This is a genomic window from Pseudomonas sp. NPDC088322 (genome assembly GCF_044740745.1).
In the GTDB taxonomy this organism is placed as follows: domain Bacteria; phylum Pseudomonadota; class Gammaproteobacteria; order Pseudomonadales; family Pseudomonadaceae; genus Aquipseudomonas; species Aquipseudomonas shirazensis.
The window spans coordinates 744,910-765,691 of record NZ_JBIURK010000001.1 but is presented as its reverse complement, the minus strand read 5'-3'; the positions used below and the strand labels follow the sequence as shown (position 1 = coordinate 765,691).

Genomic DNA, 20,782 nt, shown 5'->3' with positions numbered 1-20,782 from the left:
AGGATACCCCTCATGTACAGCGACACTTTCGACCTCAAAGCCCTGATCCGCCCGGTAGTGGACTTCCCCAAGCCGGGTGTGATCTTCCGTGACATCACCCCGTTGTTCCAGTCGCCGCGCGGCCTGCGCTATGTGGCCGACCGGTTCATCGAGCGCTATGTCGAGGCCGAATTCAGCCATATCGGTGCCATGGATGCGCGCGGTTTTCTGATCGGGTCGATCATTGCCCACCAGTTGAACAAGCCGCTGATCCTGTTCCGCAAACAGGGCAAGCTGCCGGCGCATGTGCTGTCCGAGGGCTATCAGACCGAGTACGGCGAGGCGTTTCTTGAAGTGCACGCGGACAGCCTGTGTGAAGGCGACTCGGTGCTGATCTTCGATGACCTGATTGCTACTGGCGGCACCTTGCTGGCAGCAGCCAACCTGGTCCGGCGCACCGGCGCGCAAGTGTTCGAAGCGGCGGCGATCATCGACCTGCCGGAGCTGGAAGGCTCGCAACGGCTGCAGGACGCAGGCGTGCCGACCTTCTGCCTGACCGAGTTTTCCCTGAGCGAATACTAGGGGCTGCCTGATCTGCGCTGGCCGCTGGCGGCCAGCGCATCTCCCCGTGTAGGTCAGCCTGTGTAGATCAACGCCCGCCTGGCGAGACGATGATCTTCACATTCTGCTCCTTGTTGTTGACCAACTCCTCAAAGCCCAACTCGACGATCTGCTCCAGGCCAATGCGCCCGGTCACCAGTGGCTGAATGTTCAGGCGGCCATCGTTGATGAAGGCGATCACATCGGCAAACTCGCCGTTGTAGGCCAAGGCACCCAGTACCTGTTTCTCGGTCGAGACCAGATCGAAGAAGTTGAACAGGCTCGGCTCCTCGAAAATCCCTACCAGTACGCACTTGCCGGCTTTGCGAATCGCATCGACGGCCAGCTTGGCGGTGTTCTTGTTGCCGATGCATTCGAAGCTGACATCAGCACCCAGCCCGCCGCTGAGCGCGCGGATTTCAGCCAGCGCGTCGCACTGGCTCGGGTCGAGCACGGCACTGGCGCCGACCTCAAGGGCCTTGGCCTTGCGCGCCGAGGACATCTCCAGGGCGATCACCTGAGCCGCACCTGCGGCCTTGGCGCACATGATGGTGCATAGGCCGATGGTGCCAGCCCCGACTACCACCACGTTCTGCCCAAGCAGGCTGCCGGCCTTTTTCACCGCATGCATGCCCACCGCCAGCGGCTCGATCAGCGCGCCGGCTTCGCGCGGGAAGCCTTCGGGCAGGCGGTAGAGCAGATTGGCCGGGACGTTCACTCGCTCGGCGAACGCACCGTTGTTCATCAGCCCGGTAAAGGCCAGTTTTTCACAGATGTTGTACAAGCCATGGGTGCAGTAATAGCAGGTGCCGCAGTGCTGGCAGGCATCGGCAGCAACCGGATCGCCAACGGCGTAGCCGCTGACGCCCTCGCCGAGCTTGGCGATCTCGCCGCAGAATTCGTGGCCTAGAATGCACTGGCCCTGAATACCGGTCAGCGGGTGCGGTGCTTCGACCGGGATAAATACCGGCCCGGCCACGTACTCGTGCAGGTCCGAGCCGCAGATGCCGCACCAGTCGACCTTGATCTGCACCCAGCCCGGCGGTGGGTCTGCCGGCAGCGGTACCTGTTCGACGCGAATGTCATTGCGCCCATGCCAGACGGCGGCGCGCATATGGGAGTGGCTGAGGTCGTTCATTGTTGTTTTCTCCAGGCTCACGGGATCAGTGCTTGCGGACAAAGTCCTGCAGCAGCTGGTTGATCTGCTCGGCAGCTTCCATCTGCACCATATGGCCAACCCCTGGCAGCACCACCGCTTCGGCCTCTACGCCTTGGGCATGGCTGGCCGGGATGATCGCGTCTTCGCTGCCCCACAGCACCAGGGTCGGCTGCTGGGCGATCACGCCGCGCAGGTCATGGCGTTGCTGGTCGCCATCGGCAATCGCTGCGGCCAACAAACGCAGGGCAGCGTCGACGCCTTCGAGGCGCTTGAACTTGAGCATGTCCTCGAGCATCTGCCGGGTGACCATGCCCTGGTCGGCAAACAGTTGGCTCATGGCTGGTTTCAAGCCATTGCGATTGGCCGCTTCGACAAAACCGCGCAGGTAGTCGCCATTGATCTCCCGGCCCAGACCAGCGCTGGCGATCAAGCTCAGGCTGGCCACCCGCTGCGGCGCCAGGCGGGCCAGATTCAAGCACACCGCGCCGCCCATGGAATGCCCGGCCAGGTGCGCGCGGGTGATATCGAGGTGGTCGAGCAAGGCCAACACGGCGCCGCTGAGCTCGTCCAGGTCACCATGCTCAAGGGTCTTTGCCGACTCGCCGTGACCGGGCAGGTCCAGCGCAATCACCCGCCGCTCGGCGGCCAGGGCCGGGTGGTTGAACAGCCAGTTGTTGAGGTCGCCGCCAAAGCCGTGCACCAGTACCAGCGGTGTACCGCCCTCGCCCAGTTCGAACCAGCGCAGCAGGCGCCCGCCGACCTCGGCTTTCTGCGGTGCCGGGCCTTGCGCCTGCTCACTGGCAGCGCTGGCGACGAACTCGGCCTGGAAGCGCTCGACCACCGCGTCGATCTCGGCCTCATCGGCCTCGCCGTCGACCAGCACGGCGAGCAATGCGCCGACTGCCAGGGTTTCGTCCGGCTGGGCGACCTGGCGGCGCAACACGCCGCTGAACGGCGCCTCGACGCTGCTGCTGATCTTGTCGGTCTCGACATCCAGCACCTCGTCGCCCTTGTTGATCTGCTCGCCTTCCTGCTTGAGCCAGGCGTCGACTCGGCCCTCGGTCATCGACAGGCCCCACTTGGGCATGGTCAGGGTATGGATCTGGCTCATGCAGCACTCCTTGAGGCGTCCATGACTTTGCGCACGGCGGCTTCGATCTTCGCCGCATCGGGGATGTACAGGTCTTCGAGGGCATCGGAGAACGGCACTGGCGTGTGCGGCGCGGTAACCATCTCGATCGGCCCCTTGAGCGCGGCAAAGGCCTTTTGCGCGACCAACGCGCTGATGTCGGTGGCCAGCGAGCAACGCGGGTTGGCTTCGTCGATCACCACCAGCCGGCCGGTTTTCTCCACGCTTTCAAGGATGCTGTCCTCGTCCAGCGGGCTGGTGGTGCGCAGGTCGAGCACCTCGCAGTCGATGCCCTGGCGGGCCAGGTTGTTGGCAGCTTCCATGGCCAGATGGACCATGCGCCCGTAGGTCACCAGGGTGATGTCGTCGCCGTCGCGCAGGTAATTGGCCTCGCCGAACGGTACGGTGTAGAGCTCTTCGGGTACGTCGCCCTGCATGCTGTAGAGCAGCTTGTGCTCGCAGAAGATCACCGGGTCGTTGTCACGGATGGCCTGGATCAGCAGGCCCTTGGCGTCATACGGTGACGACGGGCAGACCACCTTCAGGCCCGGGATATGGGTCCATAGCGAGGTGAGCATCTGCGAGTGCTGGGCCGCTGCGCGCAGGCCGGCACCGACCATGGTGCGCATCACCAGCGGTGTCACCGCCTTGCCGCCGAACATGTAGCGAAACTTCGCCGCCTGGTTGAGGATCTGGTCCAGGCAGCAGCCGGCAAAGTCGACGAACATCAGTTCGCAGACTGGGCGCAGGCCTTGGGTGGCAGCACCGACGGCGGCACCGACGTAGCCGATTTCAGACAGCGGCGCATCCAGCACCCGCCCCGGAAACTGATGATAAAGGCCCTTGGTCACGCCAAGCACGCCACCCCAGGCGTCCTGCTCACCCGGCGCACCGGCGCCGCCGGCGACGTCTTCGCCAATGATGAACACAGTGCTGTCGCGGCGCATTTCCTGGGCCAGGGCCTCGTTGATGGCCTGCTGGTAACTGATCTTTCTTGCCATGGTGATTGTCCTGTCGTTGTTATTGTCGGGGGCTCACGGGTAGCTGACGTAAACGTCGCTGAGCAGATCGGCGGGCTGTGGTTTGGGGTCGGCCTTGGCGCGGCGTACGGCGTCCTCGATCAGGTCGTCGACGCGGCCATCGATGGCGTCCAGTTGCGCGGCGCTGAGCAGGCCGGCACGGGTGGTCTTGTTGCGAAACTGCAGTAGGCAGTCGCGGGTTTCGCGCAGGTTCTTGACCTCGTCGGGGGCGCGGTAGGTTTGTGCGTCGCCCTCGAAGTGGCCGTAGTAGCGGGTCAGCTTGACCTCGATCAGCGACGGCCCCTGGCCGCTGCGCGCACGCTCGACGGCGGCGCCTGCGGCTTCGTGCACGGCAAAGAAGTCGTAGCCGTCGATCGTCACCCCGGGCATGCCGAAGCCGGCGGCGCGGTCGGCAATATGGTCGCAGGCCACCGACCATTTCGACGCGGTGGCTTCGGCGTAGCCGTTGTTCTCGGCGACGAAGATGCACGCCAGGTTCATCACCGAGGCCATGTTCATGGCTTCGAACACCGCGCCTTCGTTGGAGGCGCCGTCGCCGAAGAACACCACCGAGACGTCATCGCGGCCCTTGAGCTTGGCTGCCAGCGCCGAGCCGGCCACCAGCGGCGCGCCGGCACCGACGATGCCGTTGGCGCCGAGCATGCCCTTGGACAGGTCGGCGATGTGCATGGAACCGCCCTTGCCGCCGCAGACGCCGGTCTTCTTGCCGTAGATCTCGGCCATCATCCCGTACACATCGACGCCCTTAGCGATGCAGTGGCCATGGCCGCGGTGGTTGGAAGCGATGCAATCGGAATCGCGCAGGTGCGCCATGACCCCGGCCGCCGAGGCCTCTTCGCCGGCATACAGGTGGACGAAACCGGGGATCTCGCCGGTGGCAAACTCGACATGCAGGCGCTCTTCGAAGGCGCGAATGGTGCGCATGACTTCATAGGCATGCAGCAACTGCTCGGAGCTGAGTTGGGTGGACATCTTGTTGTTCTCCAGGGTTGTCTCAACGCAGGGTTGCAGGGGTGTGCCGCTGGTCGCGGGGGACGACCAGCAGATGGTGGCGGGCGGCATGCGCCAGCACTGCCTCGACATCGACCGAAAGTGGGCCGTGCAGGTCGAGGGTGATGGTTGGGGTGTCTTGCTCGGCAAACTCGATTTCACGCTCGCCATCCAGCGCCAGGGTGCCGCTGCGCAGGCTCAGCGGATACGCCACGCCCGGCTGCAGCGGGCCACTGGCGGTCACCCCACAGCCTTGCAACAGGCCGGGCGCGAGCGGCGCCAGCAAGACCTGTGTGGCGCTGGTATCGAGGCGCACCCAGGCGCCCTGCTCGGCCTGACGTGAAACCGGGCACCACAGCCCGCAGATGGCCGACAGGCCGATGGCGTGTGGCTCGGCAAAGCAGGCGAACACTTCTGCCAGGTCTTCGCTGCGGCTCAAGGCGCGGGCGCCGACAAAGCGTTGAGGTGAAACCGCGACCTCGACCAACGCCCATTCGCACAGCTGCTGTTGCGGCACCCGCACCAGCAGCCGCTTGTTGCGGCGCAGGCCTATGGCTGCTGGGATCTGCCCGCTGGCCAGCAGGCCACCGGCGAGGCCCGCGCTGGTCGCTTCGCGCAGTTCAGGGAAGGCGTTGTTGGTGCCGGTCGACAAGGTCAGCAACGGCGTATCGCCGGCTTCGGCGGCGACCGCCTTGTGCGTGCCGTCGCCGCCCAGCACAGCGATCATCGCCACGCCCTGCTCGACCATCTGGCGAGCCGCGAGGCGGGTGTCGGCGGCGGTTTGCGTCAGAGGCAGATCGAGCATCTGCAACGCCGGCCAGCGCTGCTCACGGGCCATCGGGCCAGTGCTGGCCTTGAGCACCGCGGCGGCGATGCCGGTCATATCGGTTGGCAGCAGCACCTGGGCAATGCCAGTGGCGCCAAATGCGGCGAGCAGGCGCTGGATCGCCGAGGCTTTGTCGGTGCTGGAATACAAACCGGCATTGGCCGTCAGGCGGCGCAGGTCGCGACCGGAGGCAGGGTTGGCAATGATCCCGATGATCGGGCCGGGCTGGCGCATGGCGCACCTCGTTTTATTGTTTGAGGAGAGCCAGAGCAAGGCCGGTGCCAGCTTTTGATCTGAACGCTGCAAACCCTGTGGCAGAGCGGTTTCAGCTATTGTCCAGCGCACATTGGCGGCTTGCCGGCGAGACGCCGGGTGCCGCGCCAGCAGCGCCGACCGCGAGACGCTGAGACGCCGCGTCTCAGCCGCGCCGCCAATCAAGCAGCGCTTGTCGCGGCTTTCGCACGGGTGCTTAATGGCTCGATAAAGACAAGAACGAGAGACCCGGAGGCCCGAATGCTCGCCGCGAACTCCAGAGCCCATGTCGACTGTGTCAGCCGCGTGCTGAAAAACGCCGAACGCCAGCCACAGGTGCCGGTACCCGCGCTGATCCTCGATTCGTGGCGGCGCTCGATGGAGCTGCATCACCTCGACCCTGGTTCGCAGCAAGGTCCACGCATCCTTTCGCCAAACCTGCTCAACGAATGCCGCGAGCGCGCCGAGCTGTTTCTGCGCATCGCCAGCGACGCCGTGGCGCGCCTGCACGCCCAAGTGCGCGGCGCCGACTACTGCGTGCTGCTGACCGACGGCCAGGGCCGCACCATCGACTACCGGGTCGACAGCAGCATCCGCACTGACTGCCGCAAGGCCGGCCTGTATCTGGGCACCTGCTGGTCGGAAGTGGAAGAAGGCACCTGCGGCGTGGCGGCGGTGCTGACCAGCAAGGCGCCGGTGACCGTGCACAAGCGCGATCACTATCGCGCTGCATTCATCGGCCTGACCTGTACCGCAGCGCCGGTGTTCGACCCGCTGGGCGAACTGCTGGGGGTGGTCGACGTGTCCGCGCTGAAGTCGCCGGATGATCGGCGCAGCCAGCACCTGATTCGCCAGCTGGTCGAGCAGACCGCTCGCGAGATCGAAAACGCCTTCTTCATGCACAGCAGCCAGGGCCACTGGGTGATGCGCGCCCACGGCACCCCCGGTTATGTCGAAAGCCAGCCCGATTACCTGCTCGCCTGGGATGCCGAAGGCCGCCTGCAAGCGCTCAACAGCCTCGCCCGCGAGCATCTGCTGGCACGCAACGGGCGCCTGCCGCAACACATCGGCGAGCTGTTCGACCTTGAGCAACTGCGCCGCGCCAGCGAGGCCAGCGCCCAGCGCCTGCCAGGTTTTGCCTTGTATGGGCGAGTCAGCGCGCCACAGCGGCGCAGCCCGCCATCAGTGCCCACGGCGCCAGCCCAAGACGCGCGCATCAGCCAGCACCTGCGCCTGGCCACGCGGGTCAAGGACTGCAACCTGGCGGTGCTGGTGCAAGGTGAAACCGGGGTCGGCAAGGAAGTCTTCGCCCGCCAGCTGCACCAGCTCAGCCAGCGCGCAGCAGGGCCGTTTGTCACGCTCAATTGCGCGGCGATCCCGGAGTCGCTGATCGAAAGCGAGCTGTTCGGCTATGTTGCCGGAGCGTTTACCGGCGCCTCCAGCAAAGGCATGCAGGGCCTGCTCCAGCAAGCCGATGGCGGCACGCTGTTTCTCGACGAGATCGGCGACATGCCGCTAAGCCTGCAAACCCGGCTGCTGCGGGTGCTGGCCGAGGGCGAGGTGGCGCCGCTGGGTGCGGCACGGCGCGAGCGCGTCGATATCCAGGTGATCTGCGCCACTCACCGTGACCTGGCAACGATGGTCAGCGACGGGCGCTTTCGCGAGGACCTGTACTTCCGCCTGGCCAACGCCCGCTTCGAACTGCCGCCGCTGCGCGAGCGCGACGACCGCCTGAGCCTGATCCACCGCCTGCTGGCCGAGGAGGCGCAGGCCTGCAGGGTTGAGGTGCTGCTCACCGATGCGGCGCTGGAAGCGCTGTTGAGCTACCGCTGGCCGGGCAACCTCAGGCAGCTGCGCCAGGTGCTGCGCTATGCCTGCGCGGTGTGTGATGGTGGCCAGTTGCGCCTGGATGATCTACCGCAAGAGTTGCGCGGCGCCGCTCAGGACGCGCCGGCGCTGACCAGCGTCTCCAGCCCGGCCCGGCAGATGATTCTCGATGCGCTGATTCGTCATCGCTGGAAACCGGCGGATGCAGCTCAGGCGCTGGGCATTTCCCGGGCAACCTTGTACCGGCGCGTGCACGAGCACCGGATTGAAATGCCGCGGATGAAGTAACCGGCTGGGGGCAGCCAGTTACAGCGCAATCGGTCGGCGCCCGGCAAAGGCATGGGCCAGGGTGCCGCCGTCGACCAGCTCCAGCTCGCCACCGAGCGGCACGCCGTGAGCGATGCGCGAGGCAACCAGGCCCTGCTCGTGCAGCAACTGGGCGATGTAGTGCGCGGTCGCCTCACCTTCTACGGTCGGGTTAGTGGCGAGGATCACTTCGGTGAAGCTGCCCTGCTCGGCGATGCGCGCCATCAGCTGCGGGATGCCGATAGCCTCAGGCCCGAGGCCATCGAGCGGCGACAGGTGCCCCTTGAGTACGAAGTAGCGACCGCGGAAACCAGTCTGCTCCACGGCATACACATCCATCGGCCCCTCGACCACGCACAGCTGGGTGTCGTCGCGGCGCACATCGGCGCACTGCGGGCACAGCTCCTGTTCGGTCAAGGTGCGGCACTGGCGGCAGTGGCCGACCCCTTCCATCGCCTGGGTCAGGCTCTGCGCCATGCGCAGGCCGCCGCTGCGGTCACGCTCGAGCAACTGCAGGGCCATGCGCTGGGCGGTTTTCTGGCCGACACCGGGCAGGATGCGCAGCGAGTCGATCAGTTGGCGGATCAGTGGGCTGAAGCTCATCGGAGAGGCCTGACAATACAAATTAAGAGGCGGTTTATACCGGCCACGGCAGGCAGCGTCAAATCAGCTACAGCCGAAACCGACAAGGCCTACCTGTGTTGTGGTTGACCCTCGACCGCGCCTGCGGGTTCGGTCGGCTGCGGTTACTGGCCAGGGTTTAACCAGCGCAAAAAAAAACGCCCGATCAACGGGCGTTTTGTCCTGCAGGAAAGCCAATGCCTTAGAAAGGCATCTTGAAGCCCGGCGGCAGTTGCATGCCAGCGGTCATGCCGCCCATCTTGTCCTGGCTGTTCTGCTCGACCTTGCGCACGGCGTCGTTGACGGCGGCAGCGATCAGGTCTTCGAGGACTTCCTTGTCTTCCTGCATCAGGCTGTCGTCGAGGCTGATGCGCTTGACGTCATGACGGCCGGTCATGACCACGCTGACCAGGCCGGCGCCGGACTGACCAGTGACTTCGGCGCTGGCCAGCTCTTCCTGCATCTTGGCCATTTTTTCCTGCATTTGCTGAGCCTGCTTCATCAGGCCTGCCATGCCACCTTTCATCATGGGGGTATACCTCGATTGGTTCATATGATGCGGCCTGGCGCAGTGCCGGCCGCATGGATATCGGTCTATTGCCCCTGGCTGACCAGAGGCTCTACGGGCTCAATAGTATCCTGCCGCACGGTCGCGCCAAACTGGCGGATCATCTGCTGGATGAGCGGATCCTGCTCGATCGACACTTCGGCATCGTGCTGACGCTCGGAACGCTTGCGCGCTGCGGCCTGGGCCGGGGTTTCCTGCTCCGGGCGAATCAGCTCGATGCTCAGCTGCAGGGTGCGCCCGAGGTGCTGGTTGAGCGCGTCGTTCAAGCGCCGCTGCTGGGTCGAGTTGAACAGCGCGCCCTGCGCCGGGTCAAGGTGCAGCAGCCAGTTGTCGCCGTCGACGGCAATCAACGTACAGTTTGCGGCGATGTTGCCTGTCATCCCCGATACAGGCAACTGTGGGCATAATTCCAACCATTGCAGGGCCAGCCCGGTTGCCGGCTTGGAGGCTGGCAGCGGCTCGGGCGGCGGCGCCTGCTGGTCTTCCTGAACGTGCTCGGCGAGTTCGTCGAGGTAGCTGAAACCAACCGGGTCGGCCTCACCGGCATAATAGTCCTCGTCCAGCGGCGGCTCGTCGTCACGTTCCATACCGACGCCATCGTAGGCAGCCGGGTCGAACGGCGGCGCGTCGTCACGTGACGGCGCGTGCTGTGCTTCGGGTTGCGGCTCGGGCTTGGCTGGCGGCTCAGGCGCAGGTGGCTTCGGCGCAGCGACAGGCGCTGCCTGCTCTTCCCATGGCAGGTCGATGGCTTGCTCGGCAACTGGCGCTGGCGCAGCAGGTTCTGGTTCTGGCTCTGGTTCCGCAACAGGCTCCGCGACTACTGGTTCGGCAACCGCTGGGGCCACCGGCGCAGCCGGGGCCGGCACCTCTGCAACCGCGCTGACGGGCGCTGCCGCTGCCACCGCTGTTGCTGAATCAGCTGTGGCCTGGCTGATCCCCACTGGCTTTAGCTGCGGTCTCGGCGCGTCATCGTTGTCCGCCGGGCGGAATGCCAACATGCGCAGCAGGACCATTTCGAAACCGCCGCGCGGGTCTGGTGCCAGCGGCAAGTCGCGCCGGCCGATCAAACCCATCTGATAGTAGAACTGCACGTCCTCGGCAGGCAGCGCCGACGCCAGCGCCAGGACTCGATCACGGTCGCCCTGACCATTGTCGACCGCCTCGGGCAGCGCCTGGGCGATGGCCACGCGGTGCAGCACGTTGAGCATCTCGGCGAGCACGCCGGACCAGTCCGGGCCCTGCTCGGCCAGATCGCGCACCGCCTCCAGCAGCGCTCGCGCATCGCCTTCGAGCAACGCCTGCAACACGCCGTACACCTGGCCGTGATCAAGGGTGCCGAGCATCGCCCGCACATCGGCGGCCAGTACCTTGCCTTCGCCAAAGGCGATGGCCTGATCGGTCAGGCTCATGGCGTCGCGCATCGAGCCATCGGCAGCGCGCCCGAGCAGCCACAGTGCGTCATTCTCGAACGGCACGTTCTCGGCAGTCAGCACGTGATTCAGGTGCTCGACCACCCGCTCCGGGCTCATGTTCTTCAGCGAGAACTGCAAGCAGCGCGAGAGGATGGTGGCCGGCAGCTTTTGCGGGTCGGTGGTGGCGAGGATGAACTTGACGTAGGGCGGCGGCTCTTCCAGCGTCTTCAGCAAGGCGTTGAACGAGTGCGTCGAGAGCATGTGCACTTCGTCGATCAGGTAGACCTTGAAGCGGCCACGGCTCGGTGCGTACTGCACATTGTCGAGCAGCTCGCGGGTGTCTTCGACCTTGGTTCGGCTGGCGGCGTCGATCTCGATCAGGTCGACAAAGCGCCCCTCGTCGATCTCTCGGCACACCGAGCAGGTGCCACAGGGCGTCGAGGTGATGCCGGTTTCGCAGTTCAGGCACTTGGCGATGATCCGCGCGATGGTGGTCTTGCCGACCCCGCGGGTACCGGTAAACAGGTAGGCGTGATGCAGCCGCTGGTTGTCCAGCGCATTGATCAATGCCTTGAGCACATGGGTCTGGCCGACCATTTCGCGGAACGAGCGCGGACGCCACTTACGTGCAAGAACCTGATAACTCATCAAAAACCATCGCAAACTGAACCAGCGGAAGATCGCTAATGCTAGCGGAGCGGGGCCGAAATTGCACCCGGCCAATCTCGTCTACGCTAAGCCATGCACGGTTCGACGCAGATCAAGGAGGAACAGACGTGCGCCGACTACTGGCCAGCCTGCTGTTATGCGCCACGCCCAGCTGGGCCGAGCAACCGGTGCTGCGCTTCGCCATTGCCGAGAGCTGGAGCATGCCGCTGATCCGCATCGAGCAGGGTCAGCCGGTCGAAGGCATTCTTTATGACTTGATGCAGTCTGCCGCGCGCGAAGCCGGGGTGCGGCCTGAGTACCACGTGTTGGCCCGCCTGCGCATGCAGCAAGCCATGGAGGACGGCGATGTCGACGTGCGCTGCCACCTCGCAACCAACTGGTTGATCGAGCGCCCAGGCGAGTACATCTGGAGCGTGCCGCTGATGGTCCAGCGCGATCTGCTGGTAAGCCGCGCCGGCCTGCTCGACCCCGTGGATGCCTCGCGCCTGCCGGCTCAAGCCATTGGTACGGTCCTCGGCTATAGCTATCCAACCCTGCAACCCCTGTTCAGCCGAGGACAATTGCACCGCGAAGACAGCCGTAGCCAACAACTGGCCCTGCAGAAACTACAGGCCGGGCGCTACCAGTACGCAGTGAGCAATGAGTTATCGCTGCAGTGGTTCAACCGCCAACTGCCAGCCGAAGCGCAATTGCAGAGCCGCGCGCTGCTGGATGAGCAAAACCTCGGTTGCGTGGTCCGCAGCGACTCGTCGCGCCCGACCCAGGCGCTGCTCAGGGCGCTGGTGCGGATCAAGCAGTCCGGCGAGATGGACCGCATTGTTCAGCACTACGCCGCGCCCACTTCGCCAGCGCCGATGGTGATCGGCTCACACCAGTGAAAGCAGCAACGCCGTGGCATACAAGCCGCTGCCGAACACCAGCGTGGAAATCAATAAAACCGTAACGCCCATGAATACACCCTCGCAGATTGCCGAAAAACCCCAATGCCGCGCAGCATGGAAGTTGAAGTCAACTTCAAGTCAAGGGAGCAGTCATGGACATCGTCGATGTCGCCAAGCGCACCGGAGTACCCGCCTCGACCCTGCGCTACTACGCCAAGACTGGCTTGCTCGAGTCACTTAGCAGCGCCGGCCAACGTCGCCAGTTTTCCGCAGACGTGGGTAGGTGTACGCGAGCGGCGCTCGAATAACTGAGGGGAGTTGGGTTGAACAGTGAAGGGCGATGTTGGAGCAGGCGCGCCGAAAGATTTTCCGACCCCTGAAATGGAGGCGGCCCCACCAGCCACACCCCGGCACTCAATGTCCCCGCCTTGGCTGCTTCCTTCCGGATCTGACCAGGTCAACGGGTAATCAATGCGGAGGGACCGATAGGGCCACCATAACGCGACTTGCCACGTGACAAGCCGCGCCATTGTACCGCTCTGCGACGAAGTTACAACCTCTACATCAAGAAAAAATCATCATTTCTCAATGACTTGACCCGCGAGGCAGTCAGATGTCGATGCCGTGGCCGGCCAGGAAGCCGACAAAGGCGTCCTCATCGAGCACCTTGACCCCGAGTTCGCTGGCTTTGGCCAGCTTCGAGCCGGCGCCGGGGCCGGCGACGACGCAGTGGGTCTTGCCAGAGACCGAACCGGCGACCTTGGCGCCGAGCTGTTCGAGCTTGTCCTTGGCGATGTCGCGGCTCATGCGCTCGAGGCTGCCGGTAAGCACCCAGGTCTGCCCGGCCAGGGGCAGGCCTTCGACCACGCGCTTGTCGCTGGCCCAGTGCATGCCGAACTTCAGCAGCTGCGCTTCGATAGCGCGTGCCAGCTGTTGGTTGGCCTCGACCTTGAAGAACTCGCACACGGCTTCGGCTTGCTTGGCCGCCAGGGCCTGACGCAGGTCGATGCCGTCGGCCTGGATGATCTGCTCGAGGCTGCCGAGCTTGGCCACCAGCTTCTCGGCGCCAGTCGGGCCGACCGAAGCGATATCGAGCTTGGCGATCAGCCCGGCGAGGGTAGTGCTGGCGGCGAACTCGGGGGCCAGCTCACCCTCCTCCTGCAACTGCATGCCGCTGTCGAGCAACTGCTGGATGACGTCGCGGTTGTGCTGGTCTTCAAAGAAGTTGTGGATCTCGTGGGCGACTTCCAGGCCGATATCGGGCAGGTAGGTGAGCACCTGCGGCAGCGCCTCCTGCACCCGCGCCAGGCTGCCCAGCGAGCGCGCCAGGACCTTGGCGGTCTCTTCGCCGACATCGGGGATGCCGAGGGCGTAGATGAAGCGCGCCAGGTTTGGTCGCTTGCTGTTGTTGATGGCCTCGAGCAGTTTGTTACTGGAAACCTCGGCAAAGCCTTCGAGGTCGACGATCTGCTCGAAAGTCAGCTTGTACAGGTCAGCCGGCGAGCGGATCAGCCCCTCATCGACCAACTGCTCGACGCTTTTTTCACCTAGACCATCGATGTCCATGGCGCGGCGCGAGACGTAGTGGATGATCGCCTGCTTCAGCTGCGCGGCGCAGGCCAGGCGGCCAACGCAGCGGTAGACCGCACCTTCGCTGGTGGTCTCTTTGCCTTTGCTGCGCTTGATCAACTGGGTACGCTCGACCTGCGAGCCGCACACCGGGCATTCACTCGGCACCGGCACCGGACGGGCGTCAGCCGGGCGGCGCTCGAGCACCACCTGCATGACTTGCGGGATGACGTCGCCAGCGCGACGGATGATCACCGTGTCGCCGATATGCACGCCGAGCCGGGCGACTTCGTCCATGTTATGCAGGGTGGCATTGGATACGGTGACGCCGGCGACCTTGACCGGCTTCAGGCGCGCGACAGGCGTGACTGCGCCGGTACGACCGACCTGAAACTCGACGTCGAGCACTTCGGTCAGCTCTTCCATGGCCGGGAATTTATGGGCGATCGCCCAGCGCGGCTCGCGTGCACGGAAGCCCAGCTCGCGCTGTGCGGCCAGGCTGTTGACCTTGAACACCACGCCATCGATCTCGTAGGCCAGCTCGTTGCGGCGAGCGCCGATGTCTTGGTAGTAGGCCAGGCATTCTTCAATACCAGCGGCGTGCTTGAGCTCGCGACTGATCGGCATGCCCCAGGTCTTGAGCTTCTCGAGGGTGTCGATGTGGCTGTCGGCGATGCTTTCGGAGGTTTGCCCAACGCCATAGCAGCAGAATTCCAGCGGGCGGCTGGCGGTGATCTTCGAGTCCAGCTGGCGCAGGCTGCCGGCGGCGGCGTTGCGCGGGTTGGCGAAGGTCTTGCCGCCAATGGCAGCCTGGCTGGCGTTGAGGCGGTCGAAGCCGGCCTTGCTCATGAACACTTCGCCGCGCACTTCAAGCACGGCTGGCCAGCCGCTGCCCTGCAGCTTGAGCGGGATGTTGCGTACGGTGCGCACGTTGCTGCTGATGTCTTCGCCGGTGGTGCCGTCGCCACGGGTGGCACCTTGCACCAACTGGCCATCGCGGTACAGCAGGCTGACCGCAAGGCCGTCGAGCTTGGGCTCGCAGCTGTAGTCGACGGCGCCGGGCTGATCGAGGCCGTCGACCACGCGGCGATCGAATTCGCGCAGGTCAGCTTCTTCGAAGGCGTTACCCAGGCTGAGCATGGGCACTTCGTGGCGGATCTGGCTGAAAGCCGCGAGGGCACTGCCGCCGACGCGCTGGGTTGGCGAGTCGGGGGTGACCAGGTGCGGGTGTTCGGCTTCGAGGGCTTTGAGCTCGTTGAACAGGCGGTCGTATTCGGCGTCGGGGATGCTTGGCTCGTCGAGGACGTAGTAGCGGTAGTTGTGCTGGTCGAGTTCGGCGCGCAGCTGATGGATGCGGGTTTCGGCGGTCATGGGGGGGGTCTCTTGCTGGGCACAAGAGCGGCTTTGGGTGGGTTTGGCGGATGGGGGGCCGCTATGCGGCCCTTTCGCGACACAAGGCCGCTCCTACAGGGGACCGCGCATGCCTAAAGAGCGGCGGGGACCGCACTGACCTCAACGGCAACGGGATCCATGTAGGAGCGGCCTTGTGTCGCGAAAGGGCTGCGCCGCAGCCCCAATCCAGGCACCGCCGCACTCGCCTGCCCCACTCAACCCCAAAGCTGCTCTAGCGCAAAAATCACTGCGGGCAGGATCACTATCGACCCTGCCCGCACAGTTAAATCAACGTTTCTGAGTCAGCGCGCGACGCTCGAACTCAACGATACGCTGGCGATAATGCTCGATGGTCTGCGCCGTCAACACGCTACGCTGGTCATCCTTGAGTTCGCCATCGAGCTCATGGGCCAGCTTGCGCGCAGCAGCGACCATTACGTCGAACGCCTGCTTGGGGTGGCGCGGGCCTGGCAAGCCGAGGAAGAAGCTCACCGCACGGGTGCTGAAATGGTCGATGTCATCCAGGTCAAACACCCCTGGCTTGACCGCGTTGGCCATCGAGAACAGCACTTCGCCGTGACCGGCCATGCTCTCGTGACGGTGGAAGATGTCCATTTCGCCAAAGCGTAGACCGCTCTCGAGAATGTTCTGCAACAGTGCCGGGCCGCGGAAGCCGGTTTCGTCACGGGAGATCACGCTGATCACCAGCACTTCTTCAGCCGGTGGCAGCTCCTTGACGCTGCTGCTGGACGAGCTCGAGGAGAAACCGCTAGTGCGGTTGTTGTCAGTCTCGTAGGCGTTGTCAGGCTCGGCGAACAGGTCGGGCTCACGCGGCTCGGCCGCCAGGCTCAGATCGCCTTGATGCGGCTCGCTGTTGCGCTTGCCGCGCTTGGCGGCCTTGACGGGTTTGGCTTCGCGCTCGCGCTCACGCCCTGCGCTCATCGACGGCAGGTCGGTTTCATCCAGCTCGGGCTCTTTGTGCTGGCCTTCCAGCACGCGTGCCGGGCCGAGCACTTCCGCGCCGCCTTCTTCGTCCGCAACATTGGAGTAGCTGCGATCGAGACGGAATTTCAACTTGCCTTTGCCACCACGCATGCGACGCCAGCCGTCGAAAAGAATACCGGCGATGACAATGATGCCGATGACGATCAGCCACTCGCGCAGACCGATTTCCATTTAATCCCGTGCCTCTATAAAAAATATGCTTGAAAACAAAGGGTTCAAAGCCCTTTAACACGTGGCGCCAACTCTATGTTCTGACAGGCGTTTTACCCACGCAGAATACACGTGACGGTAAAGCTAGCACGACCAAAGGCAACTTTACACCGTCTGTCACACATGACAGGCGTTTTAGCTGCTGAAAACGCCTCAGCGTCGCTTATCAGGCGTCTACCATGGCCATCGCCGCCTCTACATCAACTGCAACAAGACGTGAACAGCCTGGCTCGTGCATCGTCACCCCCATCAGTTGATCGGCCATCTCCATGGCGATCTTGTTGTGGGTGATGTAGATGAACTGCACGGTCTCGCTCATTTCCTTGACCAACCGGGCGTACCGCCCGACGTTGGCATCGTCCAGCGGCGCATCGACTTCGTCGAGCATGCAGAACGGTGCCGGGTTGAGTTTGAAGATAGCGAACACCAGCGCCAGCGCAGTCAGGGCTTTCTCGCCACCCGACAACAAATGGATGGTGCTGTTTTTCTTGCCAGGCGGGCGCGCCATGATTGTCACCCCAGTATCGAGTAAATCTTCGCCCGTCAGTTCCAAGTAAGCGCTGCCACCGCCGAAAACTTTTGGAAAAAGTGCCTGCAAACCGGCATTTATCTGATCAAAGGTATCCTTGAAGCGGGTGCGGGTTTCCTTGTCGATCTTGCGGATGACGTTTTCCAGGGTCTCGAGCGCTTCCACCAGGTCGGCGTCCTGCGCATCCAGATAGCGTTTGCGCTCGGACTGCTGCTCGTACTCTTCGATGGCTGCCAGGTTGATCGCACCCAGGCGCTGAATACGCCCTTCGATTTGTTCGAGCTGCTGTTCGGTGGTCGCTTCGCTGGCCTCGGGATCGAGCGTGGCAAGCACGCCTTGCAGGTCAAAACCGTCGGCCAGCAGTTGTTCCTGCAAGGTGCTGCGACGCAGGTTCAGGCCTTGCGATTCAAGCCGTGACTGCTCCAGCTGACCGCGCAGCAAAAGCGACTGCTGCTCGGCCTGGGTGCGGCGTTTTTCGGCGTCGCGCAGTTCGCGGTCGGCGTCGTCCATATGCAGCCGGGCCAGGCGCATTTCTTCATCGACGCTCATGCGCCGTTCGAGCAGCTCTTCAAGTTTCAGGCGCAGCTCTTCCTGCGGCGCTTCGCCCTCTTCCAGATTCAGGCTCAACTGCTCCTGGCGCTCGCTCAGGCGCTCGGCTTGCTGCTCCAGCCGCTCCAGCGCCTGCCGGGTGGAATCATGCTGGGCGCGCAGCGAGCCCAGGCGCACGGCCAACTGGTGGGCGTGGTCCTTGTGCTGGCGGGCTTCCTGGCGGATGCGGTCGAGGCCTTCGCGCAGGGTGTCGCGGCGGGCCAGCAATTGTTCGCGCTGCTCGGTGTCCTCGGCCATCAGGTCAAGGGCCTCTTGCAGGATCAGCCGCGCCTCACCGAGCTGTTCGTGCTCGAAGGCGCGCTGCTCACCGAGCTCGCTTAATTCTTCTTCAAGACGGCGGCGACGCAGCTCAAGCTGCTCGGCGCGGGCGCGACCGGCAGACAAACGCGCCTTGAGCTCACCGTGCTGACGGTTTTCGTCCTGGCTACGGCGGCGCAGTTGTTCGCGCTGCTCTTCAAGGTCACGCTGTTGCTCGCGCTGGCTGTGCAGGCGCTGCTCGAACTGGTCCAACTGCTCCTGTTGCTGCAGTTGCTGCTCGGCCAGCTGTTCGATCTCCTGCGCGCGGGCGAGCACGCCGCCTTGCGCTTCGCTGCCGCGGCTGACGCGCAGGAAATGCCGGCCCACCCAGTAGCCATCGCGGCTGACCAGGCTTTCGCCAGCCAGCAGACTTGCGCGCTGGCTCAGCGCCTGCTCAAGGGTCTCGACCGGACGCACCTGGCCCAGCCAAGGGCTGAGGTCGGTGCGCCCTTCGACCTTGTCGAGCAAGCTGCCGGGCACCCGAGCGCCCTCGCCGGCCGCCAGCAACAGGCGCAAATCACCTTGTTCCAGCGTGGCAAAGTCCAGCTGGCTGAAGTCGTCGACCAGCACTGCCTGCAAGTCAGCACCCAGCACCGTCTCGACGGCCAGCTCCCAACCTGCCTCGACGCGCAAACCCTCGGCCAGGCGCGGACGCTGTTGCAAACGTTGCTCGCGCAGCCACTCGCCAGCACCGGCAGACGGCTCCAGGGCGGCTTGCTGCAACGCCTCCAGCGACGCCAGCCGGCCGCCCAGACGCTGTTGCTCGCCCTGCAACTGCTGATGGCTCTGGTTGAGCTGCTGCAGTTGCTCACGCACAGCTTCGAGGCGTTCGAGCACGTCCTGCTCGCTGAGCTGCAGTTCTTCCAGCAGCAGCTCACTGCTGGCGACCTGCTCGGTCAACTCGAGCATGGCTGCGTCCTGCGGGTCGGCGCTGAGCTGATCACGCTCGTCAGCCAGCTTGCGCTGGCGTTCAGCCAAGCGCTCGAGGCTGGTTTCCAGCTGCTGCAAGCGCGACTGCTGGACTTCGGCCTGGCGCCGCGGCTCGGCTGAGCGGGTATTGAAACTGTCCCACTGCTCCTGCCAGCCGTGCATGCCCAACTCGGCTTCTTCGAGCACGGCAGCCGCTTCTTCGGCTGCGGCGAGGGTCATCTCCTGCTCAGGCTCAAGCTGCTCCAGTTCTTCGCCGAGGGTCGCCAGCAGGGTGCGGTCATGGCCCAGGTGCGACTCGGTCTCCAGCCGTGTGCGCTCGGCTTCCTTGAGATCATCCTGCAACTGGCGCAGGCGCTGCTGGCCGTGCTGAATGCTCTGCTCGACCCGGGCAATGTCACCGGCCACCGAATAGAAGCGGCCCTGGACCTGATTGAAGCGTTCGGACAATTCATGGTGGCCGTCGCGCAGGCGCTCGATGCTGGCATCGGCATTGCGCTGCTCGGCCACCAGCGCCTCGAAGGCTACTTCCTGATCGCCGATGACGGCGCCGCGTTGCTGCACCTTCTGGTCCAGCTCACGCCAGCGCAGGGCCGACAAGCGCGCCTTGAGCAGACGCTCTTCAGCTTTGTACTCGCGATACTTTTCTGCGGCCTGGGCCTGGCGGTGCAAACGCTCGAGCTGGCGCCCGAGCTCATCGCGCAGGTCGGTCAGGCGGGCGAGGTTTTCCTGGGTGCGGCGAATTCGGGTTTCGGTCTCGCGGCGGCGCTCCTTGTACTTGGAGATGCCGGCGGCTTCTTCGATGAAGTTGCGTAGCTCCTCTGGCTTGGCCTCGATCAGCTTGGAGATCATGCCCTGCTCGATGATCGAGTAGCTGCGCGGGCCCAGCCCGGTTCCGAGGAAGATATCGGTAATGTCGCGGCGACGGCATTTGGTGCCGTTGAGGTAGTAGGTATTCTGCGCGTCGCGGGTCACTTTGCGCCGGATCGAGATCTCGGCGTAGGCGGCGTACTCGCCGACCAGGGTGTTGTCGCTGTTGTCGAACACCAGTTCGATACTGGCCTGGCTAACCGGCTTGCGGCTGGTTGAGCCATTGAAGATGACGTCGGTCATCGACTCGCCGCGCAGGTTTTTAGCCGAGCTTTCGCCCATCACCCAGCGCACCGCGTCGATGATGTTGGACTTGCCACAGCCATTGGGCCCGACCACGGCGGCCATGTTGCTGGGAAAGTTGACCGTGGTCGGGTCGACGAACGACTTGAACCCGGCCAGGCGAATGCACTTCAAGCGCATCGATCAGACCCGTGCCAACGCAGCCAACACCAGCTCGCAGCTGCGCTGGCAGTAGGCAACCAGCACTTCGCGAATACGTGCAATGTCGCGCGCAACCACGGCTTGGAGCAGGCGATCGAACAGGTCGAGGTAGTCGAGCATATTCGCCTGGCGCTGATCCAGCGCGAGGTAATAGGCGCGGCTCATGGCGGGCTGCAGGTTCTCGACGGTTTCCTGCAGGTACGGGTTGTCGGCGAACGGATACGCAGCGCGCATCACTGCAAAACTCTCGGCGACGAAGGTCTTGATGTCGGTGGCGGCGTAGGCCTGTTGCAAGCGCTGCTGAATGCCCAGAAACGGCATCAGGTCGGCATCGGTGCGCCATTTCTGGGCAACGGCGTTGCCGAGCAGAATGTAGAACTCGCCCATCAGCGCACACAGGCTACGCACACTGCGCTCGTCAAGACGGGTCACGTGGGCGCCCCGCCGCGGCAGGATCGCCACCAGATGGCGACGCTCAAGGATCAACAGCGCCTCGCGTACCGAGCCGCGGCTAACGTTCAGGGCCTGAGTGACCTTTTGCTCCTGGATCCGCTCACCCGGGGCAAGCTCGCCGCGGATGATCCGCTCGGCCAGATGGTGGGCAATCTGCTCGGAGAGACTGTCCGGCGCCTTGAACGTCATGGTTTTCCTTCAAAATCATTGAACTGGGC

At 64.3% G+C, this 20,782-nt stretch carries 15 protein-coding genes, 1 other RNA gene and 1 pseudogene; 4 read left to right on the top strand and 13 right to left on the bottom strand.

The annotated features are described in order from the left end of the window. Nucleotides 1-12 precede the first annotated feature (12 nt). Nucleotides 13-561, top strand: coding sequence for an adenine phosphoribosyltransferase (locus tag ACIOAU_RS03580; protein WP_101318049.1), 549 nt, complete (start codon nt 13-15; stop codon nt 559-561). Between the two features lie 67 nt (nt 562-628). On the opposite strand, the gene ACIOAU_RS03575 is transcribed toward ACIOAU_RS03580, so the two are convergent. From ACIOAU_RS03575 to ACIOAU_RS03555, 5 genes are read right to left on the bottom strand one after another with little or no spacing between them, the layout of a single operon-like run. Next, nucleotides 629-1,693 (bottom strand): 2,3-butanediol dehydrogenase, encoded by a 1,065-nt coding sequence (locus ACIOAU_RS03575; RefSeq protein WP_401180168.1) that lies wholly within the window; start codon nt 1,691-1,693, stop codon nt 629-631. Between the two features lie 49 nt (nt 1,694-1,742). Next, the gene (locus ACIOAU_RS03570; RefSeq protein ID WP_150569718.1) at nt 1,743-2,849 is read right to left on the bottom strand and encodes an acetoin dehydrogenase dihydrolipoyllysine-residue acetyltransferase subunit; all 1,107 of its coding nucleotides are present in this window, start codon (nt 2,847-2,849) and stop codon (nt 1,743-1,745) included. Next, nucleotides 2,846-3,868 carry an alpha-ketoacid dehydrogenase subunit beta gene (locus ACIOAU_RS03565; protein WP_150569719.1) on the bottom strand — a complete coding sequence of 341 codons (1,023 nt, stop codon included), beginning with the start codon at nt 3,866-3,868 and terminating at the stop codon, nt 2,846-2,848. Before ACIOAU_RS03565 ends, ACIOAU_RS03570 begins: the two co-directional genes overlap by 4 nt. A gap of 33 nt (nt 3,869-3,901) precedes the next feature. Continuing rightward, a complete protein-coding gene (locus ACIOAU_RS03560) occupies nt 3,902-4,879 on the bottom strand; it encodes a thiamine pyrophosphate-dependent dehydrogenase E1 component subunit alpha (RefSeq protein ID WP_101318041.1) in 978 nt (325 codons plus the stop codon). Between the two features lie 22 nt (nt 4,880-4,901). Continuing rightward, nucleotides 4,902-5,957, bottom strand: a complete 1,056-nt coding sequence (locus ACIOAU_RS03555) for an ATP-NAD kinase family protein (RefSeq protein WP_101318039.1) — start codon at nt 5,955-5,957, stop codon at nt 4,902-4,904. A 279-nt stretch (nt 5,958-6,236) separates the two neighbouring features. On the opposite strand from ACIOAU_RS03555, the gene ACIOAU_RS03550 reads away from it, so the two are divergent. Then, a complete protein-coding gene (locus ACIOAU_RS03550) occupies nt 6,237-8,090 on the top strand; it encodes a sigma-54-dependent Fis family transcriptional regulator (RefSeq protein WP_259077346.1) in 1,854 nt (617 codons plus the stop codon). Between the two features lie 18 nt (nt 8,091-8,108). Here ACIOAU_RS03550 and recR read toward each other — a convergent pair whose 3' ends face one another. The 3 genes from recR to dnaX all read right to left on the bottom strand — a co-directional run bounded on the left by recR (nt 8,109) and on the right by dnaX (nt 11,357). Then, nucleotides 8,109-8,711: a recombination mediator RecR gene (recR, locus tag ACIOAU_RS03545; protein WP_401179971.1), complete on the bottom strand. Its 603-nt coding sequence runs from the start codon at nt 8,709-8,711 to the stop codon at nt 8,109-8,111. Between the two features lie 220 nt (nt 8,712-8,931). Then, nucleotides 8,932-9,258 carry a YbaB/EbfC family nucleoid-associated protein gene (locus ACIOAU_RS03540; protein WP_101318032.1) on the bottom strand — a complete coding sequence of 109 codons (327 nt, stop codon included), beginning with the start codon at nt 9,256-9,258 and terminating at the stop codon, nt 8,932-8,934. 65 nt (nt 9,259-9,323) lie between these two features. After that, nucleotides 9,324-11,357 carry a DNA polymerase III subunit gamma/tau gene (dnaX, locus tag ACIOAU_RS03535; protein WP_401179966.1) on the bottom strand — a complete coding sequence of 678 codons (2,034 nt, stop codon included), beginning with the start codon at nt 11,355-11,357 and terminating at the stop codon, nt 9,324-9,326. 128 nt (nt 11,358-11,485) lie between these two features. Between dnaX and ACIOAU_RS03530 the strand changes: the two genes are divergently transcribed. Then, nucleotides 11,486-12,256 (top strand): substrate-binding periplasmic protein, encoded by a 771-nt coding sequence (locus ACIOAU_RS03530; RefSeq protein ID WP_401179963.1) that lies wholly within the window; start codon nt 11,486-11,488, stop codon nt 12,254-12,256. Nucleotides 12,257-12,411: 155 nt separating this feature from the next. Further along, nucleotides 12,412-12,537 (top strand): annotated as a pseudogene (locus ACIOAU_RS03525) (MerR family DNA-binding transcriptional regulator); the annotation flags it as partial. Between the two features lie 113 nt (nt 12,538-12,650). Here ACIOAU_RS03525 and ffs read toward each other — a convergent pair. From ffs to ACIOAU_RS03500, 5 genes are all read right to left on the bottom strand, one after another. Further along, nucleotides 12,651-12,747, bottom strand: an RNA gene (ffs, locus tag ACIOAU_RS03520) — signal recognition particle sRNA small type. A gap of 121 nt (nt 12,748-12,868) precedes the next feature. After that, nucleotides 12,869-15,199, bottom strand: coding sequence for an NAD-dependent DNA ligase LigA (ligA, locus tag ACIOAU_RS03515; RefSeq protein ID WP_401179960.1), 2,331 nt, complete (start codon nt 15,197-15,199; stop codon nt 12,869-12,871). A gap of 309 nt (nt 15,200-15,508) precedes the next feature. Continuing rightward, entirely contained in the window at nt 15,509-16,396 is an 888-nt protein-coding gene (gene zipA / locus ACIOAU_RS03510; protein ID WP_188035651.1) for a cell division protein ZipA, read from the bottom strand. Nucleotides 16,397-16,601: 205 nt separating this feature from the next. After that, on the bottom strand, nt 16,602-20,090 hold the full coding sequence (gene smc, locus ACIOAU_RS03505) for a chromosome segregation protein SMC (RefSeq protein ID WP_401179956.1): 3,489 nt from the start codon (nt 20,088-20,090) through the stop codon (nt 16,602-16,604). Nucleotides 20,091-20,093: 3 nt separating this feature from the next. Then, entirely contained in the window at nt 20,094-20,753 is a 660-nt protein-coding gene (locus ACIOAU_RS03500) for a GntR family transcriptional regulator (RefSeq protein ID WP_101318020.1), read from the bottom strand. Nucleotides 20,754-20,782: the final 29 nt, after the last annotated feature.

Coding starts and splice junctions, on each gene's coding strand:
- ACIOAU_RS03580 (WP_101318049.1), top strand. CDS start 13: ATGTACAGCGACACTTTCGACCTCAAAGCCCTGATCCGCCCGGTAGTG.
- ACIOAU_RS03575 (WP_401180168.1), bottom strand. CDS start 1,693: ATGCGCGCCGCCGTCTGGCATGGGCGCAATGACATTCGCGTCGAACAG.
- ACIOAU_RS03570 (WP_150569718.1), bottom strand. CDS start 2,849: ATGAGCCAGATCCATACCCTGACCATGCCCAAGTGGGGCCTGTCGATG.
- ACIOAU_RS03565 (WP_150569719.1), bottom strand. CDS start 3,868: ATGGCAAGAAAGATCAGTTACCAGCAGGCCATCAACGAGGCCCTGGCC.
- ACIOAU_RS03560 (WP_101318041.1), bottom strand. CDS start 4,879: ATGTCCACCCAACTCAGCTCCGAGCAGTTGCTGCATGCCTATGAAGTC.
- ACIOAU_RS03555 (WP_101318039.1), bottom strand. CDS start 5,957: ATGCGCCAGCCCGGCCCGATCATCGGGATCATTGCCAACCCTGCCTCC.
- ACIOAU_RS03550 (WP_259077346.1), top strand. CDS start 6,237: ATGCTCGCCGCGAACTCCAGAGCCCATGTCGACTGTGTCAGCCGCGTG.
- recR (WP_401179971.1), bottom strand. CDS start 8,711: ATGAGCTTCAGCCCACTGATCCGCCAACTGATCGACTCGCTGCGCATC.
- ACIOAU_RS03540 (WP_101318032.1), bottom strand. CDS start 9,258: ATGATGAAAGGTGGCATGGCAGGCCTGATGAAGCAGGCTCAGCAAATG.
- dnaX (WP_401179966.1), bottom strand. CDS start 11,357: ATGAGTTATCAGGTTCTTGCACGTAAGTGGCGTCCGCGCTCGTTCCGC.
- ligA (WP_401179960.1), bottom strand. CDS start 15,199: ATGACCGCCGAAACCCGCATCCATCAGCTGCGCGCCGAACTCGACCAG.
- zipA (WP_188035651.1), bottom strand. CDS start 16,396: ATGGAAATCGGTCTGCGCGAGTGGCTGATCGTCATCGGCATCATTGTC.
- smc (WP_401179956.1), bottom strand. CDS start 20,090: ATGCGCTTGAAGTGCATTCGCCTGGCCGGGTTCAAGTCGTTCGTCGAC.
- ACIOAU_RS03500 (WP_101318020.1), bottom strand. CDS start 20,753: ATGACGTTCAAGGCGCCGGACAGTCTCTCCGAGCAGATTGCCCACCAT.